Origin of the sequence: Geobacter metallireducens GS-15 (genome assembly GCF_000012925.1) — a bacterium.
Lineage (GTDB): Bacteria > Desulfobacterota > Desulfuromonadia > Geobacterales > Geobacteraceae > Geobacter > Geobacter metallireducens.
The window spans coordinates 3,273,444-3,287,585 of record NC_007517.1 but is presented as its reverse complement, the minus strand read 5'-3'; the positions used below and the strand labels follow the sequence as shown (position 1 = coordinate 3,287,585).

Annotated in this window: 13 protein-coding genes; 12 read left to right on the top strand and 1 reads right to left on the bottom strand. The window is 58.5% G+C overall.

Annotation, left to right across the window (positions count from 1 at the left end; translation table 11 throughout):
• Nucleotide 1: 1 nt before the first annotated feature.
• The 8 genes from purD to GMET_RS14540 all read left to right on the top strand — a co-directional run bounded on the left by purD (nucleotide 2) and on the right by GMET_RS14540 (nucleotide 8,021).
• Nucleotides 2-1,273, top strand: coding sequence for a phosphoribosylamine--glycine ligase (purD, locus tag GMET_RS14575; RefSeq protein ID WP_004512840.1), 1,272 nt, complete (start codon nucleotides 2-4; stop codon nucleotides 1,271-1,273).
• Nucleotides 1,274-1,313: 40 nt separating this feature from the next.
• Nucleotides 1,314-1,823: a 5-(carboxyamino)imidazole ribonucleotide mutase gene (gene purE / locus GMET_RS14570; protein WP_004512839.1), complete on the top strand. Its 510-nt coding sequence runs from the start codon at nucleotides 1,314-1,316 to the stop codon at nucleotides 1,821-1,823.
• A gap of 139 nt (nucleotides 1,824-1,962) precedes the next feature.
• On the top strand, nucleotides 1,963-2,235 hold the full coding sequence (locus GMET_RS14565) for a cytochrome c7 (protein WP_004512838.1): 273 nt from the start codon (nucleotides 1,963-1,965) through the stop codon (nucleotides 2,233-2,235).
• Nucleotides 2,236-2,428: 193 nt separating this feature from the next.
• The gene (gene resB, locus GMET_RS14560; RefSeq protein ID WP_004512837.1) at nucleotides 2,429-3,787 is read left to right on the top strand and encodes a cytochrome c biogenesis protein ResB; all 1,359 of its coding nucleotides are present in this window, start codon (nucleotides 2,429-2,431) and stop codon (nucleotides 3,785-3,787) included.
• A gap of 18 nt (nucleotides 3,788-3,805) precedes the next feature.
• The gene (gene ccsB, locus GMET_RS14555; protein WP_004512836.1) at nucleotides 3,806-4,660 is read left to right on the top strand and encodes a c-type cytochrome biogenesis protein CcsB; all 855 of its coding nucleotides are present in this window, start codon (nucleotides 3,806-3,808) and stop codon (nucleotides 4,658-4,660) included.
• 176 nt (nucleotides 4,661-4,836) lie between these two features.
• The gene (locus GMET_RS14550; RefSeq protein ID WP_004512835.1) at nucleotides 4,837-5,847 is read left to right on the top strand and encodes a cytochrome c3 family protein; all 1,011 of its coding nucleotides are present in this window, start codon (nucleotides 4,837-4,839) and stop codon (nucleotides 5,845-5,847) included.
• Between the two features lie 11 nt (nucleotides 5,848-5,858).
• The gene (locus GMET_RS14545) at nucleotides 5,859-6,851 is read left to right on the top strand and encodes a cytochrome c3 family protein (protein ID WP_004512834.1); all 993 of its coding nucleotides are present in this window, start codon (nucleotides 5,859-5,861) and stop codon (nucleotides 6,849-6,851) included.
• Nucleotides 6,852-6,929: 78 nt separating this feature from the next.
• Nucleotides 6,930-8,021 carry a 6-bladed beta-propeller gene (locus GMET_RS14540; protein ID WP_004512833.1) on the top strand — a complete coding sequence of 364 codons (1,092 nt, stop codon included), beginning with the start codon at nucleotides 6,930-6,932 and terminating at the stop codon, nucleotides 8,019-8,021.
• Here the strand turns inward: GMET_RS14540 and GMET_RS19195 are convergent.
• The gene (locus GMET_RS19195; RefSeq protein ID WP_274377786.1) at nucleotides 8,003-8,134 is read right to left on the bottom strand and encodes a hypothetical protein; all 132 of its coding nucleotides are present in this window, start codon (nucleotides 8,132-8,134) and stop codon (nucleotides 8,003-8,005) included. The two genes, GMET_RS14540 and GMET_RS19195, sit on opposite strands and share 19 nt — an antisense overlap.
• Before the next feature lie 365 nt (nucleotides 8,135-8,499).
• Here GMET_RS19195 and GMET_RS14535 point away from each other — a divergent pair, with 365 nt between their 5' ends.
• The 4 genes from GMET_RS14535 (at nucleotide 8,500) to GMET_RS14520 (ending at nucleotide 14,139) form a co-directional block, all read left to right on the top strand.
• Nucleotides 8,500-9,222 carry a cytochrome c3 family protein gene (locus tag GMET_RS14535; RefSeq protein WP_004512832.1) on the top strand — a complete coding sequence of 241 codons (723 nt, stop codon included), beginning with the start codon at nucleotides 8,500-8,502 and terminating at the stop codon, nucleotides 9,220-9,222.
• A 128-nt stretch (nucleotides 9,223-9,350) separates the two neighbouring features.
• Nucleotides 9,351-11,543, top strand: coding sequence for a hypothetical protein (locus GMET_RS14530; protein WP_004512831.1), 2,193 nt, complete (start codon nucleotides 9,351-9,353; stop codon nucleotides 11,541-11,543).
• An 80-nt stretch (nucleotides 11,544-11,623) separates the two neighbouring features.
• Nucleotides 11,624-12,637, top strand: a complete 1,014-nt coding sequence (locus GMET_RS14525; RefSeq protein ID WP_004512830.1) for a glycosyltransferase — start codon at nucleotides 11,624-11,626, stop codon at nucleotides 12,635-12,637.
• A gap of 8 nt (nucleotides 12,638-12,645) precedes the next feature.
• Nucleotides 12,646-14,139 (top strand): tetratricopeptide repeat protein, encoded by a 1,494-nt coding sequence (locus GMET_RS14520; RefSeq protein WP_011366115.1) that lies wholly within the window; start codon nucleotides 12,646-12,648, stop codon nucleotides 14,137-14,139.
• The last annotated feature ends 3 nt before the right edge of the window (nucleotides 14,140-14,142 follow it).

Sequence of the window (14,142 nt, the reverse complement as noted above, 5' to 3'; positions counted from 1 at the left end):
TATGAAAGTACTCGTTGTCGGCGGCGGCGGGCGGGAGCATGCCCTTGTCTGGAAGATTGCCCAGTCCCCTCTGGTTGGAAAGGTCTACTGTGCCCCGGGTAACCCTGGCATCGGCGCCCTTGCCGAGAATGTCCCCCTGACGGTGGACGACCTCCCCGGCCTCCTGGCCTTTGCCAAGGAAAAGGAAATCGGCCTTACGGTGGTGGGGCCGGAGTTGCCGCTCTCCCTCGGCATTGTCGATCTCTTTGAGGAACATGGCCTTCTGGTCTTCGGCGCCCGGAGGAACGCGGCCATCATCGAGGCGAGCAAGGCGTTCTCCAAGGATCTCATGAAAAAGTACGGCGTCCCCACGGCCGCCTACGACGTCTTCACCGAGGTGGACCCGGCTGTCGCCTTCATCGACAAGGTCGGGGTCCCCATCGTCATCAAGGCAGACGGCCTGGCCGCCGGCAAGGGAGTCATCATCGCCCAGAGCCGAGACGAGGCTGTGGCAACGGTGAACGACATGCTCTCCGGCAACGCCTTCGGCTCGGCCGGTTCCCGGGTGGTGATCGAGGAGTTCCTCGTGGGGGAGGAGGCTTCGTTCCTTGCCTTCACCGACGGAAAACAGATTATTCCTCTGGCCAGCGCCCAGGACCACAAGGCGGTCTTCGACGGCGACCAGGGGCCCAACACCGGAGGGATGGGGGCCTACTCGCCTGCGCCGGTGGTTACCCAAACCATCCACGACTTCGCCATGGCCGAGGTGATGCGCCGGACCGTGGACGGCATGGCCGCCGAGGGGCGCCCCTACCGGGGGGTTCTCTATGCGGGGCTCATGATCAACGGCAGCGACGTGAAGGTTCTGGAATTCAACGCCCGCTTCGGCGACCCCGAGTGCCAACCGCTCCTCATGCGGATGAAGTCGGACATCGTGCCGGTGCTCCTCGGCGTGGCCAGGGGGGACCTGTCTGGGGTTGCCATCGAGTGGCACGACAAGGCGGCCGTCTGCGTTGTCATGGCTGCCGAGGGATATCCCGCCGACTACCGGAAGGGGGACGAGATTCGCGGGCTCGACGAGGCTGCCGCCATCGATGACCTCTACGTTTTCCACGCCGGCACTGCTGCCGGGGACGGGAAGATCGTTACTGCCGGAGGGCGGGTGCTGGGGGTTACCGGCCTCGGCGCCACCGTGAAGGACGCCATCGATCGGGCCTACCGGGGGGTCGCGAAGATCTGCTGGGAAGGGGTCCATTTCAGGAAGGATATCGGGGCAAAGGCGCTGAAGCGGTAGCCGGCGCACGGAATCGAGACTGCATACACTAGGGGTACGTATGGGTAATCCACAGGTTCTTATTGTCATGGGGAGCGATTCGGACCTCTCTATCATGGAGGAGGCCGCGAAGGTTCTCGACGAGTTCGGTGTGGCGTGGGAGATGCGCGTCGCCTCGGCCCACCGTTCGCCGAAGAAGGCTGCGGCACTGGCTGCAGGCGCTGCGGCAAGGGGGGTCAAGGCGATCATCGCCGGTGCCGGCATGGCTGCCCACCTGGCCGGGGTCATCGCCGCCGATACCGTTCTGCCGGTGATCGCCGTGCCGATCCCCGGCGGAGCCCTTAACGGCGTCGATGCCCTCTACGCCATGGTCCAGATGCCGGGCGGAATTCCCGTGGCCACCATGGCCATCGGCAAGGCTGGGGCCAAAAACGCAGGACTTCTTGCGGTGCAGATCATTGCCCTCGGCGACCCGGCGCTCACCGCGGAGCTTGTTGCCCACAAGCAGGCCATGGCCGACGAGGTGGAGGCGAAGGACAACGCTCTCCAGGAGCGATTGCGCAGATCCTAGCCTGTTGTGTTAGTTGTGTGTAATTCAACCTGAATGAACAACTTTTTGACTTGCAGGGTTACTCTTGACAAACAAAATTGCTCGGGTATAAGTTTCTGACGGTTTTTTACAAACGCTTCAAGCAAAAGGGGGTACACCAATGAAAAGAATCATCGCATCTCTTGCCCTGTCCGTCTTCTGCGCCGGCCTTGCCTTCGCCGCTGACGAGCTTACCTTCAAGGCAAAGAACGGGGACGTCAAGTTCCCGCACAAAAAGCACCAGCAAGTGGTGGGCAACTGCAAGAAGTGCCACGAGAAGGGCCCGGGCAAGATCGAGGGCTTTGGCAAGGATTGGGCTCACAAGACTTGCAAGGGCTGCCACGAAGAAATGAAGAAGGGGCCGACCAAGTGCGGCGATTGCCACAAGAAGTAATGGTGTAGCAATCCGGCGTTACCAGCGGTAACGGAAAGGGGATAACGGACGACAGTTATCCCCTTTCTTTTTTGTTGATCTTATATGAGAAAAAATTAAATATTTGTTTTTTGACGCGAACTTTGCTTATAATGAGTCCCGTCCGCGAGGACATTTTTTTTGACAAAATCCATAGGAACCTGGGAGCGTTACGTTGACAACCAGCAATCGCGGCTTTTTGGAAACCCTCTGGGATTTCTTCTGCTCTCTTAAGCTTGCCATATCCCTTCTTATCCTGTTGGCAGCCACATCGATCATCGGCACGATCATTCCCCAAGGGCCTCCCCCCCCCGAGTATCTTCAGACGATCAGCGAGGGGAAACACAAGTTCTACCAGGCACTCGGCTTTTTCGACATGTACCACTCCTGGTGGTTCATCCTCCTGCTCTATCTCTTTACGGTCAATATTGTTGCCTGTTCCATCAAGCGTCTGCCGCGGGTCTGGAAGGCCATTTCCGAGCCTACCCTGGTCATGGATGACAAATTTGAAAAAACATTGAGCCTGACCCACGACTTCAAGATGAATGGCGATGCAGCATCGCTTCGGGACAAGATGGTAGCCTTCCTCAAGGGTGAATTTGCCGCACCGGTGGTGACCGAGCGGGATGGCGAGTTCCACCTCTTTGCCCAGAAGACTCCCTACAGCCGGCTCGGGGTCTATGTGGTCCACCTGAGCATTATCGTCATCTTTATCGGAGCACTCATCGGCTCATTCTTCGGGTACAAGGCCTACGTCGAAATCGCCGAGGGCACCAGCACGTCGGTCGTTCACAACCGTGCGGACATGAAGCCGATTGATCTCGGCTTCACCGTCCGGTGCGATAAATTCACGGTTTCATACTACGATACCGGAGCTCCGAAGGAGTTCAAGAGTCTCCTGACCGTTATCGACGGCGGCAAGGTGGTGTTCGACAAGCGGCCGGTCATCGTCAACGATCCGCTTACCTACAAGGGGATTACCTTCTACCAGGCGAGCTACAGGCCGGCCGAGGGGGCGGGGCTCTACTTCTTCACGGTACGTGAACGCAAAGGTGGCGCGCCGGCAAAGATTTCGATCCAGCAGGGTGAGCGGAAAGTCCTTTCCGACGGCTCAACCATGCAGGTTCTCGAGGTTGCCCAGGAGGTGAGCAAGTTCATTCCCCAGTTCCAGGGGCCGGCCGCGAGAATCGAAGTGACCCCCAAGGGAGGCGGCGCCCCCCAGGTCTTCATTGTCTTTCAAAATTACCCCGAGTTCGATGCCCAGCGTGGCGGCGACCTGATCTTCAGTTATGACGGCTCCGAAGAAAAAATGTTTACCGGGCTACAGGTGGCCAAAGATCCTGGGGTGTGGGTCGTCTGGGCCGGTTGTTTCCTCATGGTTGCCGGCTGCTGCATGGCATTCTTCATGTCCCACAGGCGTATCTGGATTCGGGTGCGCAAGGGGGAGGTCACCCTTGGCGGCAGCGCAAACAAGAACCAACCGGGCTTCCAGCTTGCTTTTGACGCGCTGGTCGACAAGCTGAAACAACAGTAACAGGCGGAGGACCACTCAATGACCAGTTCCATGCTGTTCAATATCGCAACTTTTTCCTATCTGATTTCCATGCTCGCCTTCTTCACCTTCCTGGCGGTGAAGGGGAAGTCCGTGGGACTTGTCGGAAGTCTGGCGGCATACTTTGGCTTCATCGTCCACTCCGCCGCGATTCTGCTTCGCTGGAAGGAGTCCTATGACATCGGGATGGGCCATGCCCCCCTCTCGAACCTCTACGAGTCGGTCGTCTTTTTCGCCTGGACCATCATCCTTATCTTCGGAATCATTGATCTCAAGTACAAATACCGGGTCGTGGGCGCCTTCGTGGTTCCCTTTGCTCTTCTCGGTATGGCCTGGGCCCAGTTGGGGATGGACAGCGGCATCCAGCCGCTGGTGCCGGCGCTGCAGAGCAACTGGCTCCTCTACCACGTCATTACCTGCTTCCTGGGGTATGCCGCTTTCGCGGTGGCCTGCGGCATCTCTATCATGTACCTGATCAAGGCGGGCAAGGATGAGTCGGCGGGGAGCGCCCAGTCCGGCGGAATAATCGCCATGTTTCCCTCCATCAAGATTCTCGATGACCTTAACTATAAGGCGATCATCATCGGCTTTCCGCTCCTTACTCTCGGCATCATAACCGGCGCCGCCTGGGCCAACTACGCCTGGGGTACCTACTGGAGCTGGGACCCGAAGGAAACCTGGTCCCTCATCGTCTGGTTCATCTACGCTGCTTTCCTCCATGCCCGCTTCACCCGCGGGTGGGTCGGCAAGAAGGCGGCCATCCTTTCCATTGTCGGATTTGCCGCAACAATTTTCTGCTATCTCGGGGTTAACCTTTTCCTTTCCGGGCTCCACAGCTACGGTGGAGGAGGGTAGCCTTCTCAAAGGGAATCACCTCTCCATGCCCGGACTGCGATATTTCACAGGCCGGGTTTTTTGTGTCGCGCCTCTGGACGGCAGCCATTTTGCATCAAGAGCTACGGCGGGGTGTGGCCCACGTAAACTCCAATGGCACATTCCCTAGATTACTCCCCGGAGCCGAGCCTGGTCCTATGACAGCATCCCCTCTCTTCCTTTCCGTTACTGCAGCCGCATTCTGGCTGCTGTTGACGGGCGGCTTTGCGGCAGCATCTTCCCTGCCTGGCGTGCCCGACGGCTGCAATACCCGCTGCCATAAGAGCAAGGTGCGGGAGGCTTTTGTGCATGGCCCCGTGGGGTCCGACGACTGTATCTCCTGCCATAACCCCACCGGCCTGGAGCATCCGAAACAGCGCGGAGCGTTCCGACTTGTTGCCGAGGGGGCGAAGCTGTGCTCCGTCTGCCACGAAGGAAAGGCGGACAAGAAGGTGGTTCACCCGCCTGTAGCCAAGGGGGCATGTCTCGATTGCCACGATGTGCACCAGTCCCCCTACCGGATGCAGCTCAAGGCGGACGGGGCAGCGCTCTGCTTCGGCTGCCATGATGAGGAAAAATTCAAGGCAACGCATCGGCATGCGCCGGTGGCTGAGGGCTCATGCCTCGGGTGCCACGATCCTCATCAGTCCGATAATCGTGCGCTCCTCAAGGGGAGTGGCGCCGGGCTCTGTTTTATCTGCCATGACAAAAAAATGGCAGAGGGGGTGTCAATTCATGGTCCGGTAGCCGCAGGGGGGTGTACCGACTGTCACGCCCCTCACGGTTCGCCCTTTTACAAGATTCTGAAAAACGCTTTTCCCGAACAGTTCTATCTCCCCTATGCCCAGGAAAACTTCGCCCTCTGCTTCGACTGTCACACAAAGGATCTTGCCCAGGACAAGCGTACCGATACCATCACCGGATTCCGTAACGGCGACCGTAACCTGCACAATCTTCACATCAACAAGCCCGACAAGGGACGTTCGTGCAAGACCTGTCACGATCCCCATGCGGCATTGCAGCCGCGGCTCATCAAGGAGAGGATTCCCGGTTTCGGCACGTGGGAGATTCCCATCCGTTATACGAAAACCGATACCGGCGGCACCTGTGTTGCAGGGTGTCACAAGCCCAAGTCATACGACCGTCTTCGGGCAGTGAGAAATCCCTAGATGGAGGAACCATGTCCCGGAGAGGGATAACAGGAGTCGTGACAGCGGTGTTTCTCGGGTGGGCAGCCGTGGCGTTCGGGGGGGTCTCCTTTATCTATCCCGCGCCGAATGCCTGGGTCGAGAACTCCAATCATCTGATTCTCAAGCTGAACAGTACCGAGGTCACCGGCGTCCGGATCGGGGTGAACGGAGTTGTCAGCGATCTCCTCGTGGTCGGCTCGCCGGAGTACCGACGGGCCTTCCAGGATTTTCTTATTGTGCAACCGGTGTGGGATCGTGGCCGCAACGAAGTGACAGTGGAAACGTTCATCGGCAAGAGCCGCGCGGAAACGGCCCAGGCATCGGTCTACTTCGCGCCAGGCGCCAAAGCGTCCGATATCCCTCCGGAATTCAAGGCGAATTCGTTTCACCAGCCGGATTTGGAGGCCCGGTGCGTCGGATGTCACGACATGGCCCCCTCATCCGACAAGTCCTTGAGTACCCTGGCCAAGGAAAACCCCTGCATCGGCTGCCACCGGAAAATGCTCGACGTGAAATTCGTCCATGGCCCCGCCGGCACCTACTCCTGCGGTTATTGCCACAAGGAAAAGGCGACGCCCAAGTACGTGGTGACCAAGCGGGAGGCCCCCCTGTGCAACGAGTGCCACGGCGACAAGGCCGCCGAGTTCGCCAAGCGGAAGTATATCCACGGTCCCATTGCCGGCGGGATGTGCGAGGTCTGCCACGATTCCCATGGCAGCGCCAATTATGGGCAGCTCAAGGCTCCCATCAACGAGCTCTGCCTGTCGTGCCACGAATCCATCAAGAAAACTCCCCACGTGGTGCGCACCACCACCGGCGCGGGGCACCCGGTGAGCGGTGCAAAGGATCCGTCGGCCCCCAAGACCGGCCGGGAGATGTCGTGCATCTCATGCCACAACCCCCATGCGGGTGATGCGCGGTATTTCTTCGTCAATAACTCCGAGGACCGGTTGCTGCTCTGCCAGATGTGTCATAATAAGTGAGGCCGGGACTGGGGATTGGGGACCAGGGACCGGGAAAGCCAGTACTGCTCAGTAAATCTCATGGAGTGAGGGGAAAATATGAAAACAATACGAAGCATCGGTAGATTTGCTGTGCTGGCGGCCATGGCGGCGCTCTTTGCCGGGTGTGCCGGGCAGCAGGTGAAGAGTGAGCAGCGCTTTTTCTGGCCGCCTCTGCCCGAGCGGCCCCGCATCGAGTGGCTGAATGCCTACAGCAGTCAGAACGATTTTCCGAAGAGTGCCACTGAGAAGTTCTTGACGACTATTATTGGTGAAGAAGAAGGGATATCACTCTCCAAGCCGATCACCGTCCGTTCCGATGGCCGGGGCAAGGTCTACGTGGGTGACCCGGGGGCGCCGGGAGTCTATGTGTTCGATTTTGTAAACAATATCATGCGACCCTTTGGCAAGGCCGAGGCCGAGGCACGCATTGAGCAGCCGGTCGGAATTGCCATCGACGAAAACGGACGTATTTATGTCTCCGACACGAAGAAGGCTGCCATTATGGTGTTCCATCAGGATGAAACCCCGGCAGCGCTTATCAATTTGAAGGGAATGGTTGAAAAGATAGGGGACATTGCCTATGACCGGATCGGGAAACACCTCCTGGCGTTGGACGTGCGCGGGCATAAGGTGCTGGTGTTGTCCCTGAGAGGAGAGCTTCTTTCAAGCTTTGGCAACCGCGGCACCAAGCCCGGCGAATTCAACTTCCCCAGTGCGCTGACCGTTAACAACAAAGGCGAGATCATTGTGGCGGATGCCATGAATGCCCGCATCCAGATCTTCTCCAGCGATGGCAAATTCCTCAGGATGTTCGGCCAGCGGGGGGATTCGCCCGGGACCCTGCAACTGATCAAGGGGGTTGCGGTTGATTCCGACGACAACATCTACGTAACCGACGGCAAGGGGCATAAGTTCGAGATCTTCAGCACGACGGGCGATTATCTGCTGACGGTTGGGGGGGCCTTCTCGGCGCTTACCACCGGCAAGACCGCGCCCGGCGGATTTGTCATCCCCCAGGGGATCGACATCGACAAGGACAACATGATTTATGTGGTTGATCAACTCAACCGCCGTTTTCAGGTATTTCGCTATATTTCCGATTCCTATCTGAAGGCGAATCCCATCCCCGGCTACACCCCTTCTCCCTGATGGCAGAAGCGGCCCTCCACCACGTTACTCTGGGTGGTGGAGGGCCGCATTGTGCCGCTCAAATCTCTCTTCTCCACCTTTCCAGCCTGCCGGATCCTGTGTCTCCATTCCATACCTGCTTTCGTCAGTTGCCAAACTTCCACGTTTCGGTGTCCGCCTCATCTCCGTAAATTTTACGCGAAATAGCTGAACAGGGGCCATCTGATTGACTGTTTCGGGGGAAGGTTTTGTCCGCAATCGTGGGGCGGTCAAGAAAAGGGTAAGTGCGGGAATCCCGGGCGTGGGGCTCGCAGATGGTGTATTTCAGACACTGGATGCGGTCGCCGGGGTGCGAAGGGTTCTTGTTGGAGCTAGTCGACGTTTCAGTGCTGAGGTTGGCATTGTTGTTGCTGTGGTTGTGGTAACACAAGAGATCCGTCGGGATACGGACAGCAGAGGATAGTGCTCGACAACCCACAATAACGAGGAGGAAGGAACAATGAAACGAAGGATTCTTATGACACTGGCAGCGCTTGCACTGATGGGGATGGCTTCGTCCTCGGGTGCGGCACCCTCTGGGACGGTAAAGGGGATTAAGGGATCACCGCATGACCTGAGTTTTACCACTCCCGGTACGAACCAGACCGACCAGGTCTGCGTCTTCTGCCATACCCCCCACAATGCGGTCCAGGCGGTCCCCCTGTGGAACCGTAACGCGTCGACAAACACCGCCAGCAGCTTCAAACTCTACACCTCATCCCAGACCTTTGACATGAAGCCGAATCCCTCCCGTAACGGATTCACCGCCGACAGTATCTCCCTCTTCTGCATGAGCTGCCATGACGGCAGCGCACTTGGCGGCAGCATGATCGGCGCCGAGCCGGTGGGGGTTTCCAATAACGCGTTGATTCCGAATGGTGGTGATACCACAACTGCTGCATCAAAAATTGTCGGTAGCGCGAACTTCGGTACTGACCTGACCAAGTCGCATCCGGTCAACTTCGTATACGATTCGACCAAGGACGCCGGCATAGTTGCCAACGCCACGCTACTTGCCGGTAAAAAATTCCCCCTGTTCAAGGCAGACGGCGTTGCCAATAACCTGGAGTGCGCCTCGTGCCATGCGGTCCATGGGCAGACAAACACTACCTATAACTATCCCAAGTTCCTCCGTTCCACCATGGCGGGGAGCGCCCTCTGCCTCGGGTGCCATATCAAGTAGGTTGTGACGAGCCGATGGAGAAGGCAAGCCCGTCTCCATCGGTTCTGTCAAACGATCGTTTTCGGCCCGGCTCCCCTCTGTGCCGGGCCGTTTTTCCCCTTGTCCCCGTTTCGGTACCTGGTAGAGTCATGATTCGTCGCTCGCTCCTCATAACGTTTCTGCTGATGTCTGCGGTGCTGCTGCAGGCGTCCCGCGCGTCGGCGCGGCTGCGGGGCGATATAGAGCTGAACTATGTCTCCTACGAGGCGCAGGAAAAGGGGACGACGGTAACCGACGCCCATACCTTCAGCCAGCGCTATTCAGTGCTGTACGAAAAGAGCGGCGAACTGTACAGCGACCGCTTCGGCTTTTACAACGGCGCCCTCGGCTACGAGTGGGCCTCCTTCGATTCACGGGTCTACAACGCGGCGGACAACGCCACGTGGAAACCTTCGACGAGCGCCGGCAAGATCCTGTTCAACGGTGAACTGGTGCTGGATCCGGCCGAGCTTCCCCTGAAGCTCAAGGCTTACTCCCGCGACATGACCACCTCGACGTTCACCATGGATTCTCTGCTGACCGAGGGGAGGAGTGGGCGGATTTTCGAGCCGAACATCATTACCTCCCTGAACGGCACCGGGACCAACACCCTCACCGGGGCAACGATGGTATTGGGTGTCAAAAACGGCCTCACCAACGGCTATAACGCCATTTTTCGTCACATCCCCATGGTGCTCCTGGATTATCGGGACGAGCGGCACGAGGATTCGAGAAGCATCACGCCGGTCGACACCCGGTTGCGCAAGCTTGCCTTTGTCAGCCTCAACAAGCGCGACAACTGGTTCCACTACCGGACCACCCGCTTCGATGACTACATCAACCCGGGCCAGAGCTACCAGGAGAGCCAGGTGCAGTTGGGGACCGTGGACCACACGCTCCAGCGCCGCTGGATCGACCTCACCAACTGGCTCAAGATCTCCACTGATTTCCAGTACACCAAGCGGTCTGCCAGTCATAACGATGCCTATGACGTGAACTTTTTTGCCATGGCCCAGCGTAAGAACTGGGACGCCAGGAGTTTTCTCACCTTCTCCCGGGAGCGCGAGGGCAACGAGATCCGCCTGGAGAGAAACATCCCCCTCTACCTGTCGGGGGCGTTCGGCATGGATTCCAGTTGGAATGCGTCGGTTACCCGGCGCGACCGTGAGGTAAAGCAGAACCGCCTGACAACGACGATCGACAACAACACCAGTGCCATGTTCCGGCTGGAGAGCTTCAAACGGTCTCCCTTTACCCTTTCCCAACGGTATACGGTCGAGGATGCCGAATCCAACGGGACAAAGACCCTGGGACTGGAAGCCCTGCTGGAGACCATGAGCACGAGACGCTTTTCCGACCAATTTACCGTGGGGGGGAGCTACAATATCCGCTATCTCGATTCCGAGAGGGAGGGGGCGTCAAGCTATCTCTTCCAGAACGCCAGGGGACGGCTCGGTTACCGGGTAAACCCGCAACTGACCTTGAACCTCGATGAATCCGTGACCGCGGTGCGGGGCAACAGCGCGGCACTGACTGACAGCTACTCAATCACTACCCAGACCAACTTCGGCAACTCAAACGATGTGTTCCGCCGTGAGGAGCAGCCCAATGACTATTACCGCTCCGTCACCACTGCCGGCCTCTCCTGGCTCCCGCTTTCGCGGTTAACCGTCTCCCTGACTGCTACCGAAGATGTTCTCGTGAGTTCACAGGCCACTACGGACTACCTGACCACGGTTAGCAACCGGGTTGACTACACCCTTGACAACCTGCGCTTGAACATGGAAAATCGCGTCTCTCTGCGCAGCAATGCCGATGGCCGCTCAACCGATCTGCAGCACACCGGCAGTGCCCAGTATACGCCGAACCGCTCCCTTGACGCCCTGGTGCGCTATATGATTTACAAACGGGACGAAAAGGGAAACAACTCCACCTATGTGGATCTGATGCAGAGGCTTACCTATTCGTTTTATCAGTTGGGCGGCCAGCAGCGTAAACTTCTGGAGCTGACCGAAGAGTTCACCATATCCCAGAGCGACACGATTTCGTCAACGTCAACGACCACGGGGAGGAAGCGCTTCCTGCTCGGCGCCCGGTATTATCCGCTCCGAAACCTGTACCTTGGCGGCAATGTCGCTTATTCGCTCTTGCTGCCAAGAAACGCCCCTGAATTCATCTACAACGGTTATGTGGGGCTCAATTTCCGCAAGTTTCAGTTCAATATCGACTACAGTTACGGAAAACGCAAGGATGATGAACGGGTCGAGAAGCGCCTGATGGCCTCCATGAAAAAGTCGTTCTGACCGGCTGCCGGACAGGCCATTTCGCATCAAACGTCATGACCGGGATCTCCCGGTTTTTGTGTTTTTCAAGGCATTCAAGGATGAATGATAATCAGCCGGTTTCGATCATAATTCCCGTCCGCCCGGGGGGCGAGGTTCGGGCTGTGGAGCGGCTCCGCACGGTTAACTACCCGGCCGGGAGCATTGAGGTGCTTGTCGCCGAAGGGTGTTCGCCGAGCCGCCAGCGGAACCGGGCAGCTGCCATGGCCAAGGGGAAGCTGGTATATTTCCTCGATGACGACTCGCTGGTTGATCCCGCCTTTTTGCAGCGAGCGGTCGAGCGCTTCGTTGATCCGCGTGTGGCGGCAGTGGGGGGACCGTCCCTTACTCCGGCAACCGACACCTTCTTCCAGCGGGCTGTGGGGCTCGTTATTTCCTCTCCCTTCGGTGGCGGCGGGGCGCGCAACCGCTACCGCCGGACCGGCGCCGCACGTCCCTCAAGCGAGCGGGAGCTGATCCTCTGCAATCTGGCCTTCCGCCGGGAACTCTTCCTTGCCTTTGGAGGGCTCGATGAACGCCTCTACCCGAATGAAGAAAACGAGCTTATGGATCGCCTCCTGACCGATGGATGGCTCCTGGTCCACGACCCGGAGTTGGCGATTTATCGGAGCCAGCGGCCAAGCTTTCGGGCTTTTATGCGCCAGTTTTTCGGCTACGGGACCGGACGGGGAGAGCAGACGCGCATTGCCGGCCTCCGCCACGGGATCGATTTCGCGCCGGCGTTTTTTCTCGCCTATCTTCTGCTGCTCCCCTGGGCACCGACGCTGTTGTGGTTTATCCCCTTGATCTGTTACGGCGCGTTACTTATTGCAGCTGCCGTTGCCGCAGCATGGCAGGGAAGGGCTCCGGCTGCAATCCCTTTGCTGTTTATACTCTTTCCAACCCTCCATCTGTCGTACGGGGCGGGGTTGCTTAAGGGGGTGCTCCGACCCCGTTTCGCACAGTCTCAGACAGAGCCACCGGCGGTGGCGGTGCGGGTGATTAAGGAGTTGGGGATGCCGTGGGCCGCCGCCGGCGTTGCGCGCGCCGACAATGACGGACGGTTGACGCCGTGACCGGGTGTTTGACAGGGATCAGGAAGAGAACGGTCCTGCTGTTCTTCCTTGCGACGACCGTGGTGGTGTACGGGAATACCTTCCTCAACGACTGGACCTATGACGATGTGCCGGTCATTGTGCAAAACCCCGACGCCCATTCCCTTAAAGGCTTTGTTGAGAATAGTCGCCCCGGTCGTCCCCTGCGGGAACTGACCTATATCCCGGAGTATCACCTGTTCGGTGAAAAGCCGGCGGGGTACCGGGTTCAGCAGCTCGCCTGGCACGGGATGAACGGTTTTCTTCTGGTTCTGGTCTTTGGACTGCTCGGGGTCGAACTCCCGTACGCCCTGTTGGGTGCTCTTTTCTTCCTCGTACACCCCCTCCAGTCCGAATCGGTTGCGAATCTTTCGCACCGCAAGGAACTCCTGACGCTCTTCTTCTCCTTGGTTTCGCTCTACGGGTATGTGAAGGCTGCCGCTTTGGCCGGTGGACGGCGGGTGGCGTTTATGGCCGTTGCCGTTGCAGGCTATGTCGTTGCGCTCCTTGCCAACGAGACGGTGATTACCCTTCCCCTGCTCGTCATTCTCGTGGAGTGTTACGGGATGCCACGGGAACGGCGAATTCTCCTCCGTCGCCCCCTGCTTCTTGCCGTGTCCGGAGCCATTGCCGCGGCGTATCTGCTGTACACGTTCCGAGGGTTCATCCGGCCCGAGCAGCTCCTGACCATTTACTCTAAGAACAGTTTCATGGCTTCCCGAAGCTACCTTCCCCTTTTTATGGGGTCGATGACGGCATTCGGGTTCTATCTCTGGAAGATCGTCCTCCCCGTGGGGCTTGCCCCTGAATACACGTTCCGGCTGGCAGAGAGTTTCCTGCAACCGTGGGCGCTTCTTTCCGGTACACTCCTTGTCGTGCTGGTGACCGTGATGGTGCGGGCGGCCCGCCGCCTTCCCCTTCTGTCGCTGGGGATCGGCTGGTTTTTCGTGTTTTGGTTGCCGGTGTCAAACCTCGTGCCGGTTGCCTATTTGGCTGCCGACAGGTATATGTATCTCTGCCTTCCCGGTGTCGGCCTCGCCCTAGCCGTGCTGCTCCAGAGACTGAGAAGCGCGAAGGTTGAGGCAGGCTTTTGTGCCGTTTTGCTCGTCCTCGCCGTTCTCACCGCCATCCAGAACGGATACTGGCGCACCGAGCATACCCTCTGGCGCCATGCTGTCGCGGTGAATCCAGATTCGACCTGGGTTCAGGAGACTGTTGCCCTGAGCTATCTCCTGACGGACGAAACTGACAAGGCCGTTGCCCATGCACGGGAGGCAATACGGCTGAACCGCCTCAATACCCGGGCGTATCTGACGCTGGCAAAGGCGGAGGAACGTCGGGGCAATCTGGCTGAGGCGGTGAAAAACTACGAATTCTTTGCTGCGTACGGCGGCATGGAATACCCTAGCGAGGCCGCGGATGTTCAGGCATCTCTTCCGGCCCTGCGTGAGCGGCTTGCCTTGCAGAAGACGAATCTCCAGTGAGGT

What these genes read in the sequence shown, in the direction of transcription:
- purD (WP_004512840.1), top strand. Translation starts at nt 2, where the DNA reads ATGAAAGTACTCGTTGTCGGCGGCGGCGGGCGGGAGCATGCCCTTGTC.
- GMET_RS14535 (WP_004512832.1), top strand. Translation starts at nt 8,500, where the DNA reads ATGAAACGAAGGATTCTTATGACACTGGCAGCGCTTGCACTGATGGGG.
- GMET_RS14550 (WP_004512835.1), top strand. Translation starts at nt 4,837, where the DNA reads ATGACAGCATCCCCTCTCTTCCTTTCCGTTACTGCAGCCGCATTCTGG.
- purE (WP_004512839.1), top strand. Translation starts at nt 1,314, where the DNA reads ATGGGTAATCCACAGGTTCTTATTGTCATGGGGAGCGATTCGGACCTC.
- GMET_RS14565 (WP_004512838.1), top strand. Translation starts at nt 1,963, where the DNA reads ATGAAAAGAATCATCGCATCTCTTGCCCTGTCCGTCTTCTGCGCCGGC.
- ccsB (WP_004512836.1), top strand. Translation starts at nt 3,806, where the DNA reads ATGACCAGTTCCATGCTGTTCAATATCGCAACTTTTTCCTATCTGATT.
- GMET_RS19195 (WP_274377786.1), bottom strand. Translation starts at nt 8,134, where the DNA reads ATGGAATGGAGACACAGGATCCGGCAGGCTGGAAAGGTGGAGAAGAGA.
- GMET_RS14525 (WP_004512830.1), top strand. Translation starts at nt 11,624, where the DNA reads ATGAATGATAATCAGCCGGTTTCGATCATAATTCCCGTCCGCCCGGGG.
- GMET_RS14530 (WP_004512831.1), top strand. Translation starts at nt 9,351, where the DNA reads ATGATTCGTCGCTCGCTCCTCATAACGTTTCTGCTGATGTCTGCGGTG.
- GMET_RS14540 (WP_004512833.1), top strand. Translation starts at nt 6,930, where the DNA reads ATGAAAACAATACGAAGCATCGGTAGATTTGCTGTGCTGGCGGCCATG.
- GMET_RS14545 (WP_004512834.1), top strand. Translation starts at nt 5,859, where the DNA reads ATGTCCCGGAGAGGGATAACAGGAGTCGTGACAGCGGTGTTTCTCGGG.